The organism is Ensifer sp. YR511 (assembly GCF_900103045.1).
Taxonomy (GTDB): Bacteria; Pseudomonadota; Alphaproteobacteria; order Rhizobiales; family Rhizobiaceae; genus Ensifer; species Ensifer adhaerens.
Map to the genome: position 1 here is coordinate 652,944 of NZ_FNGR01000001.1, position 21,230 is coordinate 674,173.

Below are 21,230 nucleotides of genomic sequence, written 5' to 3' on the forward strand. Positions count from 1 at the left end.
CCGGCACACCATAGCACTTTGATTCTTCGCATAATTCCGCCTCGACCGAAACCGCCGGCCGGGCTTATGCGGCAGATTTGACAAACGCAAGCCGCAAGACCGCGACGTCCGACTTTCCTCTGAAGATAAGGCGGAATTCGGAAGGGTCCAAACACGATTTCCTGATCCTTGCGCGCAAGGGTGCGAAAGGACGGACGTTCCCTGCCAAGCCTTTACGTCGAGGCCGGGCGTGGCTGATCAGGTGGTGAGCTCGTGACCGTGGTCTTTCAGCGCCTGGACCGCCTTGTCGAGATCGGAGCCGGCAACGAAGATGTAGTCGGTGCTGAAGGTCGAATTGGCAAAGACGCCGACGCCGGCATCCGAAAGCGGCCGGAGCACCGAGGCGAGCACGCCGGGCACGTCAAAGGCAAAATGCTGCTCGACACGGAAGCAGCGCCAGCCGAGCGAACTCTGGACGCTGGACGGCACGCGGGCGGCCCGGCAGACCAGCGTCATCTCCTCGCGCGAGCTCGACACGGTCCAGAAGCCCGGCCCCGGCAGCCATTCCGGCATGCTGGAGCCGATATTAAGGCGGGTGATGGCGTATTCGGCATCGACCAGCCGGATCAGCAGTTTATGTGGCATTTCGCATTATCCTCGAAGCAACCATACAAGTCCGACCCCGGCAGCCACGCAAACGAGCCCCGCCAGTCGAAGCTGATGTTCGGGGACATACGGCAAACGCTTCGCCATTTCCACCAAAACCAAAGGGGCCAGTGCGTACACCAGCCCCTCGATGATCAGGAAGAAAGCGAATCCTGTCAGAAAGTCTGACATCGCCCGCCTAGTTTCCGGTCGCTGCTTGAGGTGCCGCGGCCGGCGGAGTGCCTTCCGAGTTATTGAAGTAACGGAAGAATTCCGAATGCGGCGAAAGCACCAGCGTCGTGTCCGGGCTACCGATCGACTGCGTGTAAGCGGTCATGGAGCGATAGAACTCGAAGAACTTCGGATCGCGCGCAAAGGCGTCAGCAAAGGTCCTTGTGCGTTCGGCTTCGCCTTCACCGCGCAGGATTTCCGAATCGCGCTGGGCTTCGGCCACGATTTCGACGACCTGACGGTCGGCAATCGCGCGGCGGCGCTGGCCCTCTTCGTTACCGCGGGCGCGGATCAGTTCGGCTTCCGCCAGACGCTCGGCCTTCATGCGGTCGTAGGTCTGTTGCGAGACCTCCTGCGTCAGGTCGGTGCGACGGATACGGACGTCCTCGATGTTGAGGCCGAGCGACTCCGCGTCGGTTTTGAGGTCGGCGCGCACTTCGCGCATCATCGACGCACGCTCGTCCGAAAGAGCAGCCTCGAAGCCACGCAGACCGTAGACACGGCGCAGCGACGCGTCGAGACGGGTCCTGAGACGCGATTCCGCCGAGTCGCGATCGCCCGAGACCGTCTCGCGGAAGCGGCGGGGATCGGAGATCTTGTAGACGACGAAGGCATCAACTTCATAGAACTTGCCGCCCGAGACCTGGACACGGATGTTGTCGAGGTCGAAGCGCAGTGCCTGGTCTTCGACGTACTGGACGCGGTCGGCATCCATGAAGGCGAAGGGCAGCTTGAAGTAGAGGCCCGGCTGGCTCTTGACGTCCTTGATCTGACCGAAGCGAACGACGATCGCCTGCTGACGCTCGTTGACGACGAAGACCGAGGAATAGATGCCGACGAAGACGACGGCGAGCAGGATCAGGATAACGGAGGTACGATTATTGATCACTGGCCTGCTCCCGAAACTGCTGCGGCACCCGACGTCGTCGGACGACCGATTTCATTCAGCGGCAGATATGGCAGTACGCCCTGCCCGTTCTTCTCGTCGATGATGACCTTCTTCGACTTGCCGAGAACGCCCTGCATGGTTTCGAGATAGAGACGCTTGCGGGTAACGTCAGGCGCCTTGGAGTACTCGTCATAGACGGAGATGAAGCGCTGCGCCTCACCCTGTGCTTCCTTGACGACACGGTCCTTGTAGGCGGCCGCTTCTTCGCGGATCTGCGCACCCTGACCGCGTGCCTTACCGAGCACCTGGTTGGCATACTGGTTGGCTTCTTCGACGAAGCGATCCTCGTCCTGCTCGGCGCGCTGCACTTCGTCGAACGCATCGGCCACTTCGCGCGGCGGTGCGGCGTCCTCGATGGCGACCGTGTTGACGGAAACGCCGGTGCCGTAGGTGTCCATCGTTGCCTGGATCGTGCTCTTCACGTCCGCGGCGATCGCCTGACGGTTGTCACGGAAGATGTCCTGCGCCGGACGGCGACCAACGACTTCGCGCATCGCGCTTTCGGCCACCTGCTGCAGCGTGTCGGACGGGTTCTCGACGTTGAAGAGGTAAGCCTTCGGATCGGTGACCGAGTAAAGAACCGAGAACTGGACGTTGACGATGTTCTGGTCGCCGGTGAGCATCAGGCCGGAATTCGACTGGCCGCTCGAGCGCCCGCCGATGTTCTGCTGCTGCTCGGTGATCTTGACGAATTCGACGGTCTCGAATGGCCAGAAATGATAGTGCAGGCCAGGCATCGAGATCTCGTCCTTCGGCTTGCCGAAGCGCATCTCGACGCCGCGCTCGTCCGGCTGCACCGTGTAGATCGAATTGATCAGGACAAAACCGACGATCAGCAGGCCGATAATGGCGAAGACGCCACCATTGAAGCCGCCGGGAACGACGTTCTTGAGCTGGTCCTGGCCACGGCGAATGATCTCTTCCAGATCCGGCGGGCCGCCCTTGCCGCCACGCGGCCGGTTTGGCCCCTGGCCCCAGGGACCCCCCTGATTGCCGCCGCCACCGCCGCCGCCCCATGGGCCACCGCCGCCGCCATTCTGATTGCTCCAGGGCATCAAAACCTCTCTTTTGAATACTTCCCACGCTGAACGGCCGCGCCACCGCACGGTCGTTCATGATGTGAAACCGTTATAGGTATCACCCGCACCGCTTTCAACGCGATAGACCCGAGTTCACCGTAAATGGTTCAAAATAGTTGACGATCCGCCGCGTCAGGCTGTCGCACGCCGCTTAAAGGTGACGAAATGCATGGCGTGGCTGTCCTTTCCACCCTGCGGCAGGTCCTCTTCGAAGACCTTCTCGAAAATGCCGGGATCGATATCGGGGAAGCGCGTGTCGCCATCCACGGTCGCCTGCACCTCGGTCACATGCAAGATATCGGCACGCGCGATCGACTGGCGGTAGATCTCGCCGCCACCGATCACGCAGATCTCGTCCACGCCCGCGGCCTCCGCCTCTCGGCCGGCAAGCGCTACCGCCGCATCGAGCGACGGGACGACGCTTGCCCCTTCCGCCACAAAATCCGCGTTGCGGGTGATGACGATGTTGGCGCGGCCGGGAAGCGGACGCCCGAGCGACGCCCAGGTCTTGCGCCCCATGATCACGGGCTTGCCGATCGTCAGCGCCTTGAAGCGCTTGAGATCGGTCGAAAGCCGCCAGGGCAGATCGCCGTCGCGGCCGATGACGCCGTTTGCGGCAACGGCGACGACGATCGATATCTTCGGGTGGGTGGTCTTCGTTTCAGTCATGGAACCCGTTCGGTTTGCTGTCGATTTCTCTGGCGCGGTCATAGGCTGCCCGGTCCGTCACCACGCGGATGTAGCGATCGACGACCGTGCTTTCCGGCAGGATCTTGCGCATCCACTGCAGCGCGCTTGCCAAGAGCAGATCGGCGGCACTCATCGTCTCGCCGAGCAGATAGGTCCGTCGGGTGAGCACGTCGATCACATGGGCGCACATTTCGCTGTAGAGCCGCGCCTGTGCCGGGTTGTTGATGGTGGCGCCGGAGATATGGGCAAGCGCCGTCGGCTCGATCACCCCCGCGTAATAGGCAAGCCAGGAGAGATAGGCGCCACGCTCCTTGTGGCCGGGCGGCCGGCCGAGGCTGCAATCGGGATAGAGGTCGGTGAGATACTGCACGACGGCGGCCGACTCCCAGATCACCGCGCCATTATGGATGAGCGCCGGCACCTGCTTGTGCGGATGCGGGTTGTTGTCGTCGGGCTCACCCGAGCCGTCCCAGCGGCGGATCGAGACGTAGCGGATCTCGTATTCCGCGCCCAGCTCCTCAAGCAGCCAGACGATGCGCGAGGATCGCGACAGCGGCGCATGAACGAGTGTGAGCATCGATACCTCCCTTGGACGACAGCCCTCCCCGGCCGCCCCTCACCTTGGATTGCCGGCCCCTGCGCGTGCGGGCGACGGAAGCTCCTGCCTCGCCCGAAGGGTGGCGCGGCATCGGCATCGAGAAGAATTCAGAAATGCGGACCGGCCACCCGCAGCATCAGGATATGTCAGACGGCGATCGGCGCCTTGATGGATGAATCGGCTTCGTAGCCGACGAGCGTAAAGTCTTCGAAACGGAAGGAAAAGAGATCTTTCACGTCTGGATTGATTTCCATCCGCGGCAGCGCCTTCGGCGTGCGGGTGAGCTGCAGCCGGGCCTGCTCGAAATGGTTGTGGTAGATGTGCGCGTCACCAAGCGTGTGCACGAAATCACCCGGCTTCAGGCCCGTCACCTGCGCCACCATCATCGTCAAGAGCGCATAGGAAGCGATGTTGAAGGGCACGCCGAGGAAGATGTCGGCCGAGCGCTGGTAGAGCTGGCAGGAGAGCTTGCCGTCGGAGACGTAGAACTGGAAAAGGCAATGGCAGGGCGGCAGCGCCATCTCGTCAACGAGCGCCGGGTTCCAGGCCGAGACGATGTGGCGGCGGGAATTCGGGTTGGTCTTCAGGCTCTCGACGAGGCCGGCAATCTGGTCGATATGGCGCCCGTCCGGCGCCGGCCAGGAGCGCCACTGGTAGCCATAGACCGGGCCGAGGTCGCCGTTCTCGTCTGCCCATTCGTCCCAGATGGTGACGCCGTTTTCCTTGAGATAGCGAATATTGGTGTCGCCCTTCAGGAACCACAGCAGTTCATGGATGATGGAGCGCAGGTGCAGCTTCTTGGTCGTCAGCACCGGGAAGCCCTCGGAGAGGTCGAAGCGCATCTGGTGGCCGAAGACCGAGCGCGTGCCCGTTCCCGTCCGGTCGCCGCGGTCGGATCCGTTGGTCATCACATGGTCGAGAAGGTCGAGATATTGCTGCATGATCTGGCGCCGCCGATTCGTACTTTCGCTAAATTTAGGACGAAGCCGGCGGCGAACCAATGACCACGGGACGATTATCCCGGATAATTCGGCGGGGAGCTACAAGGTCTGCAGCTTGCCGAGGTTCTTGGCCACCAGATAATAGAAGGTGACGCGCGATTTCGACCGGTCCGCCGACATCGCCTTGACGGTGGCGTCGATCGCGCTGTCCGCATCGGCGCCGCTGATGCCGAGCTTCTTCTCGCACCATTTCTCCTTGACCCGCTCGAGCTCTTTCGGATCCGACGCCGAAACGAGCGAGGAATCCCGGTTGCGAAGCGCAATGCCAAGGTGACGCACGATCTTGTTCACGATCGCTTCGTCGGCGCCGCTGTCGTATTTCTGCACATCTGCGAGGTAGTCCGTCATGAGGCCTCCAGCTTGCTTTGCTTTTCGAAACTGCGGCCGGAGATTGCCGGCCGCGTGGCAGCAGCGGGAGTTTTTCATGGATGTCGGTCAAGTCAAGGCGGTTCGGCACCGGGCAGTCCGGGAGAAAGTCATATATCCGACACATCCCCCTTTTCTTGGGGCCCGGAAAGACCTATATGAACTCTGCCGTCTTCGGGCGGCTATGGCAATAAACGGGCGATGAAATAAACCCATTGGACCCGGGGGCGGTACCCGGCGCCTCCACCAAAAACCGATCAGAATCGATCGGCTTTTGATGGGGGCGAAATAGGATCGACAAGGGCGTAAAGATCGACTTTTTGCTCGGCATTGTACCACCGTTATCGGGCTAAACTTATAGTTGCAAACGACAACTATGCTGAAGCACGTCTCGCTGCTTAATCGCGGTGCGACACTTCAAATCAAGTCCTTCCGGGTAGCACCGTAAGGCGGGGTCCGAAGGCACCTGGCAACAGAAGCCTTCACCTTCTCCCCCGCTTCGAAATGGTCTATAGATGCTTGAATAATTGACTCGTCTGCTTCAGACGGGCAATGAAAAGCTGACGGCTTGACCTCCAAGCCGGCAGCAGACAGTAGATTGAGTTCGAGGAAAGACGGGACGCTCATGGGCCAGGACCACATCCGCTACGACATTCTGGCACAGGACGCACTGCGCAGCGTCATCCGAAAGGTCCTGACGGAGGTTGCCACCACCGGTCACTTGCCGGGAGAGCATCACTTCTTCATCACCTTTCTGACCGGCGCGCCGGGCGTGCGCATCTCGCAGCACCTGAAAGCCAAGTATCCCGAACAGATGACCATCGTGGTCCAGCACCAGTTCTGGGAGCTGAAAGTCACCGAAATCGGCTTCGAAATCGGCCTCTCCTTCTCCGACACGCCCGAACGGCTGGTGATCCCGTTCAACGCCATCCGTGGCTTCTACGACCCGTCGGTCAATTTCGAACTGGAGTTCGACGTGGCGGCCGGCGAGGAAGAAGAACAGGAATCGGCGGAGATCACCGCCTATCCCGTTCCGGAAGACAATGCCGAGACCTCGGCCAAGGACGACAAGCCAACCGAGCCGAAGAATGGCGGCGGCTCCGTCGTCTCGCTCGATTCCTTTCGCAAGAAGAACTGATCCGAGGAGCCGCGGCTCATGACCGGAGACGTCGTCAATCTGCGCCAGTTCCGCAAGCGTCGCGAGCGCACGGAAAAGGACAAGCAGGCCGAGCAGAACCGCATCTCCTTCGGCCGCACCAAGGCCGAGAAATCCCTGACGAAAGCGCTGAACGACAAGGCGGAGACCCGCCTTGACCAGGGCCGCATCGAGCGCCCTGCCGAAGGCGACGTCGACAAGGACTGAGCCCGCAAAAGTGATTCCGGAGCAAGGACTTGCGGCAGCTTCCGGACTCGAAATGCCAATTCCTTGAATCAGTCTCTAAGGCCGGGCGATGATCCGTAAGCATTCCGCAACGCTCCACGGCCACCGCACCAGCTTCTCGCTCGAAGACGCCTTCTGGCAGGAACTGAAGACGATCGCCGAAACGCGGGCGGTGCCGCTTGCCCAGCTGATCGCCGAAATCGACGACCAGCGCACGCCTGACAGCAACCTCTCCTCGGCACTGCGCGTCCATGTGCTCGAATGGCTGAAATCGCAACGCTCGACGCTCTTGCCCGACGAGACCTGAGCTCCCGCCGTCGATGGCCAGCACGGCCAGAATTCGCGGCCAGAACTCGCCCAAGGCCTTTCACATCAAAGGGCTAGTCGCGAGACCTTGAGCCCTTGTTCTCACGCCGTTGCCGCACGAGCGCTGTACAGTGTCGGGCGACAGGCATTGGCGGATCCAAGGCAACTGTGTGGCCGATGCAACAGCGCGCGGCATTTGGCATGTCCCGCTTCGCCGTTTCGGGCCAAAACAGTTGTATTCGAATAAACTTATATAACAATACCCACATCGGGAGGCGGCGACTTTCCGCTGCCCTTGTGTTCGAGAGTCTGTAGTGCGCAATTCCAGACGGGCCCGTCTCTCGTTTCAGGGATTGTCTCAAGCGGGAGGCGTTTCATGAGTATCCCTACACGACTGGGCCTCACGGCCTGCCTTGGCCTGTTGTTCGCCCTGCCGACCCACGCGGCCGACATCACGCCGCTGATGGCGCCCGCGGCCCCCGTGGAAGAAACCGAGAGCGGCTGGCAATTCACCTTCGCGCCCTATTTCTGGATGGCGGGCCTCTCCGGCGACACAGCGCAATTCGGGCTCCCGACCGTTCACATCGACTCCAGCTTCAGCGACATCTGGAGCAATCTCGACTTCGCCGCCATGGCCACCGTCGAAGCGCGCAAGGACCGCTTCAGCGTCTTTGGTGACTTGATCTATACGAAGCTCTCCGGCGACGGCAAAGCGCGCGGCGTCTTCACCGATACGGTCGATGTGGAATCGGAGACCTTCGCCGGCCTCATCGGCGTCGGTTACACGGTGTTTGAGGATCAGAACTCGCATCTCGACGTGGTCGGCGGCGCCAGGATCTGGTCGGTCAACACCACCATATCCTTTCAGGGCGGCCCGCTCGACGGTATCAGCCGCGATGACCGCAAGACTTGGGTCGACGGCATGGTGGGCGTGCGCGGCAACTACTTCTTCACCCCGGAGATCTACCTGACCGGCTGGGGCCTGGTCGGCGCCGGCGGCGCCGACATCGACTGGGACGTCGGCCTTGGCCTCGGCTACCGTTTCAACGACACGATCTCGGCGATCGCCGGTTATCGTGCGCTGGGCGTCAACTACGACAATGACGGCTTCATCTTCGACGTGGTCCAGCAAGGTCCAATCCTCGGACTGTCCATCCGCTTCTGAAGGCAAGGCGCGCCTGGACACCGGCAAGCGATCACGCCGCCGGCCCAACGGCCGGAGGCAAGACGCGTCCGTCATTATCGCACCAGCCGGATCGCGCCGGGGTTGTTGATCGTGGTGTTGGCCAGCACCGCCTTGCAATCCAGCTTGAAGCTGCTGTTGCCGATCATGGTGATTTCCTGGGCGACGATGCGCACGCATTCACCGCCGGTCGATCCGTTGCCAGCATACTGGATCTCGCGCGACGCCGGCATGTAGATGATGCCGGCGAGCGACGAGGCGCTGTTGCCGTTGATGGTGGCGCTGGCCGTGTTGTTGCGCCCGGCGACGATCGAGAAGCCGGCCCAGTCGCCGGTCGTCGGCGCGCTGACCTGGAAGGTCGCCCCGCCGTGAATGTCGAGCTGGGCGCCGTTCAGGAGGAAGAAGGTTACCCCTTCGGCGCTCACCACCGACTGGCTGGTGAACTTCAGGCTACCGCCGTCGATGATGTAGTTGCCGGGTCTCAGAAGAACCTTGCCCTTGATTTCGAGATCGCCATAGGTGCCAGGCTTCAGCTCGACGCGGTAGGTGTCGGGCGCGTTGTTCGGCGTCTTGCCGGTGCCGTTGCAGTCGCCGTTGCCGCCACCGCCGCCGACGAAATTCTGCCCGCAGCCAGCAAGGCTCACCCAGCCTGCCGTGGTCGGCATCTTCTTCGACCGGAAGGGGTCGGCAATTGGCGTCACCTCCTCTACCGCCTTGCCACAGGCAAGCTGCAGGTTGGCGAGCGTCGCGGACACCTTGCCGGCGGCGTAGAGACACTCGGCCTTGAGCGTGGCCGAGCCGCTGAGGTAGATCGACTGCGCGTCGGTCGAGTTCGACGTGATCGTACAGCCGGATGTGTCGACGCTCGCCCCGCCGCTGACCTCGAAGGCCCGGCTCGCCGTCGGGTGCAGCGCCAGAATGCAGGCCTCTCTCCCGGGCATGCGCGCGGCAACACTTTCCCGGTCGATCGTATAGGGCTGCAGCCCGAAGAAGAGCGGATTGTATTTCAGCGCGTAGGCCGCGGTCGCCGTGGTCTCGACGCCGGCGGCGCCGAAGGCGATCTGCACCGGCGTGGCCGCCACCGCCACACCGCTCTCCGGGCCGAGCTGATCGACGATCTCCGGCTGGCCGAAATTCGCAAAGAAGACGTTGTTGGCGAGATCCCTGGCACTGGCCTCGGTCTCGCCCTCGCCGTAGGATTTGACCGCCGAGAAGGCAGCGGCATCGAGCGCCGTCTGCATCTTCGCGGCCTCGAGATTGATCCGCGCCAGGTTGATGGCGATCGACGCGGCACTCAACAACGGCACCGCTATCAGCGCGGTCAGAACGGTAAAGTTGCCGCGCTCGTCCGCAAAGATACGGGCGGCTCTCTTCCTCAAATTGTAGCGCATCTCTGATCGTTGCCCCCTCAGCAGACGGCGACGCGCCGCTCGGGTCAATCCGGAGCGATCGACGTCGTCCTTCCCATGCGCCGATTAAAGACGCGGCCCGCAAGCCGCACCCCCTGCCCCATCCAACGCAAATTGCTAATTTAGCGATCAATAGTGGAGGATGTGCTTCAGAATTCGTTAAAACTCTGCCGATCCCGTTCGCGCGCCACGATGCGCCGGAAACCAAGAGAATGCCGCCCGATAAAGGTACGTTCAAAATCTGAAGCCAGAGCATGTCGCGCAAAAGCGCGCAGCGGTCTTGGGATATCGACATGCGAAAAATCAAAAGCGCAGAGAGCGAAGCTGAAAGATCGCGACGCTCTTCAGGGGGCACAAGCCAAGGATGGGATCATGGCCGGATGCGAAATTGGAAGCGCATCTCCGGCCCCGAAAGCCAGGGAGCGTCGTGCTCCGGCATAGTCGCCGGCTACTGTACGGTAACGTCGGGCAGGACGTCGAAGTTGAGCCTCTGTCCGGGAGGGGTGCCGGTGGCACCGTCCGGTACGGTCTGGGGGGTCGGTCCCGTCTGCGGGATCGGCTGGCCCTGTCCGGCGCTGCGCGCTGCCTCTGCCGCCCGACGCGCGGCTTCCGCCTGTCGCTCCGCTTCGGCCTTGCGCTCGGCCTCTGCTCGCGCATCTGCTTCCGCCTTGAGGCGGGCGGCCTCGGCAGCGCCGGCTGCGCGCCGGCGTTCCTCGGCAACGGCGCGTTTGCGCTCCAGTTCTCTTGCCTCCGCCCGCGCCTTGTAAAGCGCAAGTTCGCGGCGCAGACGCTGCTTCTCCAGCACGTTCGCCTGCAGGATCTCGACCCGCCGGCGCTCGCGCTCGAAGGCGCGAAGCGACAGGAAGTTCGCGAGATCGGCAACGTTGAGATCGACGCCCGGTGCTTCCAGCAGGCCGGCATAGCCGATGCGCACACGCGGCTCGGCACCGGCAAGCGCCTCGTCACCCGGCCGGAAAGTCAGATCGATGCCGGCGTCGATCCGGCCCGCCGCAAGGTCCAGCGAAGCCTCGCCGGTCATCGCGGCATTGCCGTCGCCAGCCGTCACGTTCTGCGCCCGGAGCACCCCGCCGGCGATGCTGAAGGGTGCCTTGACGACGCCGACCAGCGATTGACCCGAGAAGATCGTCGCCTCCGCCGCACTTCTGATCGCGTCCGCCGAGATCTGCGTCTTCAGCGCATCGGCTGCCGCGATCAACTGCGGCAGAGCTGCGCTGTTGATGCCGGCGAGCGTCATGCCGTTGAAGGTCGTGGTACCCGAGCCGCTTGCCGAATGCGCCATCGCCTCGGGCGTTGCACCCGATGCCTCAAGTGCTACCGAAAGATCGAAAGTCCCGGTCGCGACCGGCGTGCCCGCATGGGCCCAGCCCGCCTGGGCAAGGTCGCCGCCCTTGACGTCCAGGCGCGAGCGCAGGAAGCCCGAGCCATTGGCATTGCCGATCTGCACCCGCCCGGCGAGCTTGCCGCCCAGCCAGTCGCCGGCCGCATCGGTCAGCGCGACCTCGTCGCCCTTCCATTCCATCTTGCCGGCAAAGCTCGTGACCGCGCCATAGACGCCCGGCCAGAATTTCTGCGCCTGCACGTCCAGCGCCACGTTGAGCCCGGTCCAGGCAGGCTGCGCCAGAGCCCCCTTCGAGAAGGCCCCGTTCGTATCCTCGATCGGTCCGAGGACGCCCTCGCCGAGCCAGGCGAGATCGAGCGCGTCGAGCGTCAGCTGTCCGCTGGCCGCCCCCGGTGTCTTGCGGTCGATCGTCAGATTGCCGGTAAAGCCGTTGTGGTCGGCCTTGCCCTCGACAGTGGTCAGCGCAATTGTTTCGGGCGTCGTCGCGATATCGGCAGAGACGGTCAGCGGCAGGCCGCTGCCCATCTGCGGCAAGGCCACGCCCTGGAGCAGAAGATAGGGCTCCAGGTCCTGGGTCTGCAGCGTCACCTTCGCCTGACCTTCGAGGAAATGATCGCGGGAAAGATCGACGCTGCCCTTGGCGGCGAGCGACGTCTTCTCGGTCGTAAAGGTCACCGTGCCGTTCGCCGTCGGTCCGTCGGTGCTTTGCAGCTTGACGGAGAGAATGCCGTTGGCATCCGCATCGAAGGGCAAGGGATCGAAACCCGTCTGGCCGAGCAGGAGCCGCGTCTCGGGATTTTCGAGCGTCGCTTCCAAAAGCATGGCCTTGCCGGTCAGCGCCTGCGCCATGTCGGGCGCCTGGTAGCTGGCGGCGATCTTGGTACCGTTCGCGGTCCCGAAGATGCCGAAGGTCGCGGGCGCGTTGCCTTCCTTGTTGCCGGCCGTCAGCGTCACGTCGAAGGCCGTGTCGCTGTAATAGGGACCGGCCTTGATCAACTGCCGGAGCGCTGGATGATTGACCGCGTGGCGGCCGATCATTTCCAGGAACGGCGTCAGGTTCTTGGCGGCAAGCTTCATCTTGGCCGAGACGACGGGCTTTTCGAGGTCGCCGCTGGCCCGGCCGGAAAAGGCGAGCTGTGCGCCGGCGAGCGAGCCGATCGCCACGCGTTCGGCCTGGAGCTGGCCGTTCTTCAGCGTCAGCACCGCCTGCACGTCCTGCGCTTGCTCGCCGAAGGCGGAAAACTCGTCAGCCGAAAGATCGGCGGCAATCGCGTGCTGCAGCAAGGTGTCGGTGGAAGCGTCGCCCGCCACCAGCCCGGTCAGCGCCTGCAAGGCTTCGAAGTCGATGCGATTACCCTTCAGCTGCAGCGAAAGGTTCGGCTGCTGGTCGGCGAAGGACTGTCGCTCCAGCCGCCCCTTGAGGCTCGCCTCGTCGGCCGCCACTTCGAGGTTCTCGAACTGCTGCAATGTATCGGTGAGGTTCACCTTGGCGGAAAAGCCGGCGGTCCTCAGCTTGCGGATCGCCGGATCGACCGAGCCCGCCAGCCAGTTGGCAAGGCCGGAAGGCTGGTTGGAGGCCAGCAGAAGGTCGCCGCGGAAAGTGCGCTGTCCCTTGAGGTTCAGCCGCCCCTTGGCTTCGAGCTGCGTGCGCCCCGGCAGCAGCGCCACGACATTGTCGATCACCCAGCCGGCGCCATCGGGCTGTACGTCGATCCGCACGTCGCGGACCGTCGTATCGCCGACGACGATCGCCGGCAGCTTCAGGCTGGCGCGGCCGGGCACCTGCGGGATGGGAATTTCGCCGGCGATCGCCAGCATGGCTTCGAGCCGCTGGCGCATCGAGATCGCCGGATCGCGGCCGGTCTTGTTGTTGCGGCTCGGGCCGATGCGGCTGACGTCGATCTGCTGGCCGTCGGCGATCAGCAGGAACTTCTGGTCCTTGCCGGTATCGAGCGTTGCCTCGCCGGTGACCACATAGGGATCATCCGACGGGCCGATTTCGAAGCGATATTCCGGGACGCGGATGCTCTCGTTGGTCAGCTGGAAGTTGCCGTTTATGCGCAGCGGCGCCCGCCCATCCGCATCCTTCGTCTCGGCCTGCGGGCGGTTCTCCGTCAGCGTGAAGCGGCCGCTATAGACCGGCCTGAAATCGACGATGCGCAGCGAACCGTCGGTCTCGACGCCGAAGGGACGCTTGTCGGGCGTTACCCGCGCCTTCAGGCTGAGCGTACCCGCCTCGTCCACTTCGTTGCTGGTAAAGGAGAAACTGCCGGCTTCGCCATCGAGCGCGGCGCGCCCCTCAACCTTCCAGGGCCCGGCGAGCGTGCGGGCCGAAATGTCTGCGGCAAGTCCGCTCACGCGGCGGGTGCGGCCGGTCTGCTCGTCGACGAATTCGACCTGGCCATTGGTGATCTCGACGTTTTCAAGCACGACGGTCTTGGCCGGGATCGAGGCCCGGCGGCCCCTCGCCCAGTCGAGCGTACCGTCGGGCAACAGGCGCACCTTGGCCCGCGGACGATCGAGCTTCATGTCGAAGATCAATGCCTCGCCGCTCAGGAACGGCGCAAGCTCGGCGCTCATCGAGAACTGCGCCACCTGGATCAGCGGGTCGCCGTCCTCGGCGGCGCCGACGCGCACGTCGTTGAGCGTCACGGTTGGGAATGGGATCAGCCGCGCATCGACGCTGCCATGCACGACGACGGGCTTGCCCATGATGCGGCTTGCCTCGCGCTCGAACTCCTTGCGGAAACCCGTCCAGTCGATGAACCACGGGGCGATCAGCGCCGCAAAGAGCGCAACGACCACAAGTCCGCCGACGGCAAGAAGAATTCGCGAAAGCACCGTGCCTATATTCCCATTCCGTTCATCGGCGCATCCGCGCCGCAAATCGATTTAAGCGCCAGAAACCGGCGCCCGGCTGCAGCGCCGTTGATGGCGCCGTAGCATCTTTGATTTGCCGCATAATTCCCGAGGGGTCGATTCCGACTTTGAGAATTATGCAGTATCACACTTTGTCGCCGGCGCATTGTCCCAAAAAACGGCCCGCCGCGCGTATCTCTCCTCAAGCGAAAATCTTGCCCGGGTTGAAGATATTGTCCGGATCAAGCGAGTGCTTGATCTGGCGCATCAGATCGAGCGCGTCGCCGAGTTCGGCCTCAAGGAACGGCATCTTGCCCTGGCCGATGCCGTGCTCGCCGGTGCAGGTGCCGTCCATGGCGAGCGCCCGCGCGTTCAGCCGCTCGACAAAGGCCTCGGCCCGCGCCACGTCCGCCGGATCCTTGTCGTCAAACAGCAAGCCGACATGAAAGTTTCCGTCGCCGGCATGGCCGACGATCGGCGCCGTCAGCCCGTGGGCGGCGCTATCTTCCTGCGTTGCCGCCACGCATTCCGCCAGCCGCGAGATCGGCACGCAGACATCGGTCGACAGGATCGCCGCGCCCGGGATCAGGCTTTTTTGCGCCCAATAGGCATTGTGCCGCGCCTTCCAGAGCCGCGCCCGCTCCTCCGGATTGGTGGTCCAGAGGAAGTCGCTGGCCCCGAACTCCGAAGCGATCTCGCCAAACTGGCGCGCCTGTAATTCGACACTCTCGGGGCTGCCGTGGAATTCGACGAAGAGCGTCGGCGTCTCCTGATAGGAAAGGCCGGAATAGCCGTTGCAGGCCTTCATCTGCAGCGCATCGAGCAGTTCGATGCGCGCGACCGGAATGCCCGACTGGATGGTGAGGATCACCGCGTTGCAGGCGTCCTCGATCGTCGGGAACGGGCAGACGCCGCCGGAAATGACCTCCGGAATACCCTGCAGCCTGAGCGTAATCGAGGTGATGATGCCGAGCGTGCCTTCGGCCCCGACGAAAAGCCGCGTCAGGTCGTAGCCGGCAGACGACTTGCGCGCCCGATGCGCCGTGCGGATCTCGCGCCCGTCAGCGGTCACCACCGTCAGCGCCAGCACATTGTCTTTCATCGTGCCGTAGCGCACCGCATTGGTGCCCGACGCCCGCGTCGAGGCCATGCCGCCGATCGAGGCGTTGGCGCCGGGATCGATCGGGAAGAACAGGCCGGTGTCGCGCAGGTAGGTGTTGAGCTCCTCGCGGGTGATGCCCGGCTCGACGCGGCAGTCGAGGTCCTCGGCATTGACCTCGAGCACCTTGTTCATACGCGAGAGATCGACCGAGATGCCGCCATGGGGCGCGTTGATATGACCTTCGAGCGAAGAGCCGGTGCCGAACGGGATCAGAGGCACCTTGTGTCGAGCGGCGATCTGGACGATCTCGCGCACGTCCCCGGCGCTTTCGGCAAACAGCACGCCGTCGGGAAGCTGTGCCGGAATATAGGTGGTGGTGTGGGCATGCTGGGCGCGGATCGCCTCGCCCGTCTGGAACCGGTCGCCGAAGCGGGCGGAAAGGTCCGCCTTCGCCGCCGCAATCCCCGCCTCGTTTCTCGCGCCAGCCCTGATCGCCTTCAATGCCACGGAAAACGCCCTTCCTCTTGCATTCGCCACGCCGCCTTTTCGATGTTCGGGAAGCGCAGTCATTTCAAGGCGCTACTGTGCAAATCGGAATCACTTTGTCCAGACGCTCGCGCACTTCCCGGTCACAGTAGCGCAGGAAAACGCCTGACGTGAGACCGGAGTGTCACAAGACTGTATGACAGCGTGGAAAACACCAACGCTGAAAAGCCGACACGATATGTCCCCGTTTGCCGAAATGTCATCTCCACACCGCGCCGCGCGGTGATCCGCTCGGGAAGTCCTTGCGTATAAAGGCCGAGCGGAAGGACGTGTGACGTGCTTGGAGAGATCGGCAGAAAGCGACTGATGATGCGGTTGCCGCACTTGAGGGGCAGCATCGCGTCGGCATCGTCAGATTGCATGATTGAGCTGTTCTGCAGTTATGAACTCGCGGTCAACATGCGGGACGCACTCGTGTTGGGCGGCGGCCGCCCGGATCTCGCTGACGAGTACCGGCAGATCTGCCTCGAACTCGAAGAAGAGGTGGAGGTCGTGCTCTGCGCGACGGCGCTGGCCGTGCGGCGTGACGGCACATAGGGCGGGCGGGCCCGTAGACAGAGGGCCTTGCAAACGGGCAAGCCGCGTCGCACCACATTTGCTGCTGGCAAAAGTCACGCCTCAGACCGACCGAACTCCGGTACTGCTACGTATGAGAGCGAAACGGCAGAAAACACCTGCCGTTTCGTGAGCCTTGGATTATGATGGAGGCGTGAAGGAAGGAGAGGCAAATGCTGGGTCTAACCGCTTTGCTCACCGCGTCGGTTTTCTTCGGCGCCGCCATCTACATCACCTGGGCAGAACAGCCCGCACGGCTGCATCTCGATGATCGCGCCGCACTCGTGCAGTGGGTGCCGTCCTATCGGCGCGGCTTCGAGATGCAGGCGACGCTCGCGCTCGTCTCGGGCCTGTTCGGCGCCGGTGCCTGGGGACAGACCGGCCATGTGCTGTGGGGGCTGGGGGCCGCGATCATCATCCTGAACTGGCCCTATACGCTGCTCTTCGTGATGCCGGTCAATCGCCAGCTGGAGGCAGTCCGGCCGGACGACGCCGGCCCGGAAAGCCGAGATCTCCTCGGTCTCTGGGGCAGGCTTCACGCGGGGCGCAGCGCGCTCGGCGGGCTGGCGGCAGCGATCTTTCTCGTTGCCGCCGGGCTCGAATAATAAGCCGTCGCGCGACGGCCGTTCCGGCTAGCGCACCTCCAGCGCTGCCGCCGCATCCATTTCCTCGTGCAGCTTGCGCTCCTCGTCCGCATGCGGCTTGGTGAAGCGTGCGATCACCAGATAGGCGACCGGCGTCAGGTAGAGGGTGACGATCACCGCAAGACCGAGACCGCCGACGAGCACCCAGCCCAGCGCGATGCGCGCCTCGGCGCCCGCGCCGCTGGCAAGCACCAGCGGCACCGCGCCGACGATGGTGGCGATCATCGTCATCATGACAGGGCGCAGGCGGATGTTGGCGGCATTCTCGATCGCCGAGCGCACGTCCTGGCCGCGGTCGCGCAGCTGGTTGGCGAATTCGACGATGAGGATGCCGTTCTTCGCCATGATACCGACAAGCATCACGAGGCCGATCTGGCTGTAGATGTTCAGCGTGTTGCCGGTCATGATCATCGCAAAGACCGCGCAGGCAAGCCCCAGCGGCACCGTCGACATGATGATCAGGCCGCTGACGAAGCTTTCGAACTGGGCCGCCAGCACCAGGAAGATGATGACGAGCGCGAAGCCGAAGGTGACGAAGAGGCCGTTGGCGTTTTCGTTGAGCGTTGCGGCTTCGGCAAGCGGCATGATCCGTGAGCCCGGCGGCAGAAGCGGCTCTGCCATCTGCTCGACCATGGTCAGTGCCTCGCCGAGCGCCAGATCGGACTTGAGGCCGGCCGAAAGCGAAACGGCGCGAAGCTGCGATTCCCGCGACAGCTGCGGCGCCACCGCCATCTCCTCGACGCTGGCGATCGTCGACATCGGCACGATCTTGCCGTCGCCGGCCTTGAGGAAAATGTTCTGCAGATCGGTCGGGTCGTTGACCGGGTTGGTCGAGGACAGAAGCTTCACCGGATAGGATTCGCCGTCGACATAGACGTCGACGACGCTGTTGCCGTCGAGCATGGCCTGCAGCGCCCAGGCAAGGCCGCCGATATCGACACCCATGTCGGAGGCGCGCTCGCGGTCGATGGTGATCGAAAGCTGCGCCTGGTTGGCCTCGTAGTTGAGGCGGACGTTTTCGAAGCGGCCGGTGTCTTCCATCTGGCGCACCAGCTTTGCCGCGGCATCACCGAGCTTGTTGTAGTCGTTGCCGACGAGCGCCACCTGCAGGCCGCTGCCGGCGCCGCGAATGCCGAGACTGTTCGGTTGCATGGCAAAGACGCGAACCGAGGGGATGCGCCCGGTCACCTTGTTGATGTCGGTGACGATCTCCTGCTGGGTGCGGTCACGCTTGTCCCAGGGAGCGAGCGTCAGCACCATGAAGCCGCTGTTGACCGAACCGCCCTGCCCGGAGATCGAGAAGATGTTGTCGATCTCGCCGGATTTCACCAACGGCTGCAAACCGTCCTCGATGCGGCGCATCTGGGCCTGGGCGTATTCGAGCGAAACGCCCTGCGGCGCGTTGATGCGCATCATGATCTGCGAGCGGTCTTCCGTCGGCGTCAGCTCCGATTTCAGCGTCAGGAAGCCGGCAGCCCCCATGGCGGTGAAGAAGCCCGCGACGACGAAGACGATCAGCGGCGAGTTGAGGCAGGCGCGCAGCGTCACCCGGTAGAACCCGGCCGCCCGCGCACCGAACCGCGCCATCGGCCCCGGCACCGTATGCGTATCCTTCGTCAGCATGCGCGAGGCGAGCATCGGGCAAAGCGTCAGCGACACGAAGGAGGACAGGAGGATCGCGAAGGCAAGCACGAAGCCGAACTCGCGGAAGAGACCGCCGGTCTGGCCCGGAAGGAACGAGAGCGGCACAAAGACGGCGGCAAGCGTCGCGGTCGTCGCCAGCACCGCGAAGAACACTTCGAGCGTGCCGTGAACGGCCGCCGCGCGTGGTCCAAGCCCCTCGGCGCGCCTTCGCACGATGTTTTCGAGCACCACGATGGCGTCGTCGACGACAAGCCCGGTCGCAAGCACGATCGCGAGCAGCGTCAGGATGTTGATCGAGAAGCCCGCGAGATAGATCGCCGCCACCGTGCCGATCAGCGCGATCGGCATCGAGATCGTCGGGATCAGCGTCGCCCGCCAGTCGAGCAGGAACATGTAGATGACCAGCGTCACAATGAAGACCGCGACGATCAGCGCGATTTCCACCTCGTGGATAGCGCCGTTGATGAAGACGGCGTCATCGCTGGTAATGCGGAGCTGCGTGCCCTCGGGCAGGATCTGCGTCTGGATCGTCTCGACGACCTTGCGCACGCCCTCGGAGATATCGACGGTGTTGGACTGCGCCTGGCGCACGATGCCAAGGCCGATGCCCTGGCGGCCGTTGGAGCGCAGCGCCGTCGTGCCGGTGTCGGGACCGAGCGTGACGGTCGCCACGTCGCGCAGGCGCACATTGTTGACGAGGATCAGGTTTTCGAACTGCTCCGGCGTCTGCAGGTCGGCCGTGGCGCGCACCGAAATGTCCTGGCTGGCGCTCGTCAGCTTGCCGGCCGGCACGTCGTAGGAGGCGTTGGCAAGCGCGGTCCTGAGGTTGGCGACCGTTACCCCGCGCCCGGCGAGCTTCGCCTGGTCGAGGTCGATGCGGAAGATCTTCTCCTGGTCGCCATAGACGGCAACGTCGGCCACGCCTTCAACGGCGGCGAGCCGGTCGCTGATCTCGTTTTCGACGAGCAGCGTCATGTCTTCCATCGACATCGTATCGGAGGTCAGCGCCAGCCGCATGATCGGCTGGCTGTCGGCATCGGCTTTCACGATGCTCGGCTCGTCGACATTGTCGGGAAGCTGGTTGCGCACCCGGCCGAGCGCGTCGCGAATGTCGTTGGAAGCCTGGCCGATATCGGTCGTGTCGGAGAACTGCAGCGTCACGCGGCTGCGGCCGAAGGACGAGGTCGAGGAAATGTCGCGGATGCCCTGCACGCGCGAGACCGCCCCTTCGACGACCGACGTTACTTCGCGGTCCATCGTCTCGGGTGCGGCACCATCGAGCGTCGTCGTCACCGAGATGACCGGCTGGTCGACCTGCGGCAGTTCGCGGATCTCGATGCCGTTCCAGGCCGCAAGGCCGGCAACGACGATCAGCGTGTTGACCACCAGCGCGAAAATCGGCCGGCGGATGAAGAGTGCCGTAAAGCCGGTCTTGCCGCGTTCGCGGGCCGACATCTGGCCGCCGGCGCTGCCTTGGCCGGCACCATGGCCGCTTGCCTGACTGTCGCCGCCGCTCACTTGGTTTCCTCCGCAACCTTCTGCGGTTCCTGCTTGTTCTCGCGGCCGGCGATGCGCACGGCGCCGCCGTCGCGCAGGCGCTGCACGCCTTCGGTGACGATCTCGTCGCCTTCCGACAGTGCGGCGTCCACCAGCACCTTGTCCGGGTTGCGCTGAATGATCTTCACCGGCACCTTCTCGCTCTTGTCGCTGGAGACGCGCCAGATATAGGAGCCTTCCGAACTCCACTGGATCGCCAGCGGATCGACCGTCGGATAGGTGTCGCCGTCAAAGGCCACGGTGACCGAGAAGGACATGCCCGCCCTCAGCTTGTCGTCGGGGTTTTCAAGCCGTGCGCGCACGCGCAGCGTCCGGCTCGCCTGATCGAGGCGGTTGTCGATCGCGTGGATCGCACCGTCGAGCTGGTTGCCCGGCTGGGCGATGGCGAAGGCGGTGACGGGCTGGCCGACGAAGATCTTGTTGGCGAAGCGCTCGGGCACCCAGAAATCGACGAGGATTTCCGAGCGGTCGTCGACGACGGCAATCGGCGTCGTGGTCGTGACGTAGTCGCCGACATTGACGGTGATGATGCCGACGACGCCTTTCGACGGCGCCACGATGTCGCGGCGCTTGAGGTCGAGCTCTGCGGTCTTCAGCGCCAGCTCGGCGGTCTGCATGGCGATTTCGGCGTCACGCACGTCCACGGCTGTCACCGCGCGGGCGGTGCTCAGGTTGCGGTAGCGCTCGACCTTTTCGCGTGCGCTGTCACGTGTCAGCCTCGCCTGGTCGGCAGCAATCTTCTGGTCGTCGCTGTCGAGCTTGGCAATGACCTGACCCTGCGACACCTTTTCGCCGGAGCGCACGAGGATTTCGGTGAGGTTGCCGGTTGCCGTCGGCGTCACGGTGACGGAATGGATCGCCTCGCCGTTGCCGATCGCGTTCAGCCGGTCGTTGACAACAGACGTGCCCGAAGGCCGGACCATGACGAGAATGGCGTTGTTGCCGCCCTGCCCGCGGCCATTGCCGCGTTCGCCGCCCTCGCCGCCACCGGCGCCCGGCTTGGACAAGGCATCAATCAGCGGATGCGAAACACCAATCGCCGCCAGCGTTTCACCAGCACCAGGCACAAAACGCACCCAGACGGCTGCGCCCACGAGAAGCACAGCGGCGCTCACCGCAAGCTGTTTCCAAACCCGCATTCAAGTC

The 21,230-nt window shown here is 63.8% G+C and carries 19 protein-coding genes and 1 other RNA gene; 7 read left to right on the forward strand and 13 right to left on the reverse strand.

Going from position 1 to position 21,230, the window contains the following annotated elements; genetic code table 11:
- Positions 1-237 precede the first annotated feature (237 nt).
- From BLU15_RS03310 to BLU15_RS03345, 8 genes are all read right to left on the reverse strand, one after another.
- Positions 238-624 (reverse strand): ACT domain-containing protein, encoded by a 387-nt coding sequence (locus BLU15_RS03310; RefSeq protein ID WP_034792627.1) that lies wholly within the window; start codon positions 622-624, stop codon positions 238-240.
- A 6-nt stretch (positions 625-630) separates the two neighbouring features.
- On the reverse strand, positions 631-816 hold the full coding sequence (locus BLU15_RS03315) for a DUF2065 domain-containing protein (protein ID WP_034792618.1): 186 nt from the start codon (positions 814-816) through the stop codon (positions 631-633).
- 7 nt (positions 817-823) lie between these two features.
- Positions 824-1,744 carry a protease modulator HflC gene (hflC, locus tag BLU15_RS03320; RefSeq protein WP_060515963.1) on the reverse strand — a complete coding sequence of 307 codons (921 nt, stop codon included), beginning with the start codon at positions 1,742-1,744 and terminating at the stop codon, positions 824-826.
- Positions 1,741-2,859 carry an FtsH protease activity modulator HflK gene (gene hflK, locus BLU15_RS03325; RefSeq protein WP_034792611.1) on the reverse strand — a complete coding sequence of 373 codons (1,119 nt, stop codon included), beginning with the start codon at positions 2,857-2,859 and terminating at the stop codon, positions 1,741-1,743. The genes hflC and hflK overlap by 4 nt, the downstream gene beginning before the upstream one ends.
- A gap of 156 nt (positions 2,860-3,015) precedes the next feature.
- A complete protein-coding gene (locus BLU15_RS03330) occupies positions 3,016-3,552 on the reverse strand; it encodes a dihydrofolate reductase (RefSeq protein ID WP_090294298.1) in 537 nt (178 codons plus the stop codon).
- Positions 3,545-4,150: a glutathione S-transferase gene (locus BLU15_RS03335; RefSeq protein ID WP_060515961.1), complete on the reverse strand. Its 606-nt coding sequence runs from the start codon at positions 4,148-4,150 to the stop codon at positions 3,545-3,547. The genes BLU15_RS03330 and BLU15_RS03335 overlap by 8 nt, the downstream gene beginning before the upstream one ends.
- 167 nt (positions 4,151-4,317) lie before the next feature.
- A complete protein-coding gene (locus BLU15_RS03340) occupies positions 4,318-5,112 on the reverse strand; it encodes a thymidylate synthase (protein WP_060515960.1) in 795 nt (264 codons plus the stop codon).
- Positions 5,113-5,211: 99 nt separating this feature from the next.
- Complete coding sequence (locus BLU15_RS03345; protein ID WP_034792600.1) at positions 5,212-5,520, reverse strand: DUF2853 family protein; 309 nt, start codon at positions 5,518-5,520, stop codon at positions 5,212-5,214.
- A gap of 146 nt (positions 5,521-5,666) precedes the next feature.
- Between BLU15_RS03345 and ssrA the strand changes: the two genes are divergently transcribed.
- From ssrA to BLU15_RS03370, 5 genes are all read left to right on the forward strand, one after another.
- Positions 5,667-6,025, forward strand: a transfer-messenger RNA (tmRNA) gene (gene ssrA, locus BLU15_RS03350).
- Positions 6,026-6,163: 138 nt separating this feature from the next.
- Positions 6,164-6,676, forward strand: a complete 513-nt coding sequence (locus BLU15_RS03355; RefSeq protein WP_090294299.1) for an SspB family protein — start codon at positions 6,164-6,166, stop codon at positions 6,674-6,676.
- 18 nt (positions 6,677-6,694) lie between these two features.
- Positions 6,695-6,901: a DUF4169 family protein gene (locus tag BLU15_RS03360; RefSeq protein WP_034792596.1), complete on the forward strand. Its 207-nt coding sequence runs from the start codon at positions 6,695-6,697 to the stop codon at positions 6,899-6,901.
- An 88-nt stretch (positions 6,902-6,989) separates the two neighbouring features.
- Positions 6,990-7,226 carry a ribbon-helix-helix domain-containing protein gene (locus BLU15_RS03365; protein ID WP_034792594.1) on the forward strand — a complete coding sequence of 79 codons (237 nt, stop codon included), beginning with the start codon at positions 6,990-6,992 and terminating at the stop codon, positions 7,224-7,226.
- A 375-nt stretch (positions 7,227-7,601) separates the two neighbouring features.
- The gene (locus tag BLU15_RS03370) at positions 7,602-8,390 is read left to right on the forward strand and encodes a hypothetical protein (RefSeq protein WP_034792592.1); all 789 of its coding nucleotides are present in this window, start codon (positions 7,602-7,604) and stop codon (positions 8,388-8,390) included.
- 74 nt (positions 8,391-8,464) lie between these two features.
- Here the strand turns inward: BLU15_RS03370 and BLU15_RS03375 are convergent, their stop codons facing one another.
- The 3 genes from BLU15_RS03375 to BLU15_RS03385 all read right to left on the reverse strand — a co-directional run bounded on the left by BLU15_RS03375 (position 8,465) and on the right by BLU15_RS03385 (position 15,645).
- Positions 8,465-9,799: a TadE/TadG family type IV pilus assembly protein gene (locus tag BLU15_RS03375; RefSeq protein ID WP_060515958.1), complete on the reverse strand. Its 1,335-nt coding sequence runs from the start codon at positions 9,797-9,799 to the stop codon at positions 8,465-8,467.
- A gap of 466 nt (positions 9,800-10,265) precedes the next feature.
- Positions 10,266-13,982 carry an AsmA family protein gene (locus BLU15_RS03380; RefSeq protein WP_371589298.1) on the reverse strand — a complete coding sequence of 1,239 codons (3,717 nt, stop codon included), beginning with the start codon at positions 13,980-13,982 and terminating at the stop codon, positions 10,266-10,268.
- A gap of 256 nt (positions 13,983-14,238) precedes the next feature.
- Positions 14,239-15,645, reverse strand: a complete 1,407-nt coding sequence (locus BLU15_RS03385) for an FAD-binding oxidoreductase (protein WP_162731974.1) — start codon at positions 15,643-15,645, stop codon at positions 14,239-14,241.
- A 315-nt stretch (positions 15,646-15,960) separates the two neighbouring features.
- Between BLU15_RS03385 and BLU15_RS03390 the strand changes: the two genes are divergently transcribed.
- Together BLU15_RS03390 and BLU15_RS03395 are read left to right on the forward strand one after the other, a co-directional pair.
- The gene (locus BLU15_RS03390) at positions 15,961-16,221 is read left to right on the forward strand and encodes a hypothetical protein (protein ID WP_060515956.1); all 261 of its coding nucleotides are present in this window, start codon (positions 15,961-15,963) and stop codon (positions 16,219-16,221) included.
- A gap of 191 nt (positions 16,222-16,412) precedes the next feature.
- Positions 16,413-16,844, forward strand: coding sequence for an anthrone oxygenase family protein (locus BLU15_RS03395; protein WP_034792578.1), 432 nt, complete (start codon positions 16,413-16,415; stop codon positions 16,842-16,844).
- 27 nt (positions 16,845-16,871) lie between these two features.
- Here the strand turns inward: BLU15_RS03395 and BLU15_RS03400 are convergent, their stop codons facing one another.
- On the reverse strand, positions 16,872-19,982 hold the full coding sequence (locus BLU15_RS03400; protein WP_060516170.1) for an efflux RND transporter permease subunit: 3,111 nt from the start codon (positions 19,980-19,982) through the stop codon (positions 16,872-16,874).
- Between the two features lie 59 nt (positions 19,983-20,041).
- Positions 20,042-21,223, reverse strand: coding sequence for an efflux RND transporter periplasmic adaptor subunit (locus tag BLU15_RS03405; RefSeq protein WP_060582713.1), 1,182 nt, complete (start codon positions 21,221-21,223; stop codon positions 20,042-20,044).
- Positions 21,224-21,230: the final 7 nt, after the last annotated feature.

Coding starts and splice junctions, on each gene's coding strand:
- BLU15_RS03310 (WP_034792627.1), bottom strand. CDS start 624: ATGCCACATAAACTGCTGATCCGGCTGGTCGATGCCGAATACGCCATC.
- BLU15_RS03315 (WP_034792618.1), bottom strand. CDS start 816: ATGTCAGACTTTCTGACAGGATTCGCTTTCTTCCTGATCATCGAGGGG.
- hflK (WP_034792611.1), bottom strand. CDS start 2,859: ATGCCCTGGAGCAATCAGAATGGCGGCGGCGGTGGCCCATGGGGCGGC.
- BLU15_RS03330 (WP_090294298.1), bottom strand. CDS start 3,552: ATGACTGAAACGAAGACCACCCACCCGAAGATATCGATCGTCGTCGCC.
- BLU15_RS03335 (WP_060515961.1), bottom strand. CDS start 4,150: ATGCTCACACTCGTTCATGCGCCGCTGTCGCGATCCTCGCGCATCGTC.
- BLU15_RS03340 (WP_060515960.1), bottom strand. CDS start 5,112: ATGCAGCAATATCTCGACCTTCTCGACCATGTGATGACCAACGGATCC.
- BLU15_RS03345 (WP_034792600.1), bottom strand. CDS start 5,520: ATGACGGACTACCTCGCAGATGTGCAGAAATACGACAGCGGCGCCGAC.
- BLU15_RS03355 (WP_090294299.1), top strand. CDS start 6,164: ATGGGCCAGGACCACATCCGCTACGACATTCTGGCACAGGACGCACTG.
- BLU15_RS03360 (WP_034792596.1), top strand. CDS start 6,695: ATGACCGGAGACGTCGTCAATCTGCGCCAGTTCCGCAAGCGTCGCGAG.
- BLU15_RS03365 (WP_034792594.1), top strand. CDS start 6,990: ATGATCCGTAAGCATTCCGCAACGCTCCACGGCCACCGCACCAGCTTC.
- BLU15_RS03370 (WP_034792592.1), top strand. CDS start 7,602: ATGAGTATCCCTACACGACTGGGCCTCACGGCCTGCCTTGGCCTGTTG.
- BLU15_RS03375 (WP_060515958.1), bottom strand. CDS start 9,799: ATGCGCTACAATTTGAGGAAGAGAGCCGCCCGTATCTTTGCGGACGAG.
- BLU15_RS03395 (WP_034792578.1), top strand. CDS start 16,413: ATGCTGGGTCTAACCGCTTTGCTCACCGCGTCGGTTTTCTTCGGCGCC.
- BLU15_RS03400 (WP_060516170.1), bottom strand. CDS start 19,982: ATGTCGGCCCGCGAACGCGGCAAGACCGGCTTTACGGCACTCTTCATC.
- BLU15_RS03405 (WP_060582713.1), bottom strand. CDS start 21,223: ATGCGGGTTTGGAAACAGCTTGCGGTGAGCGCCGCTGTGCTTCTCGTG.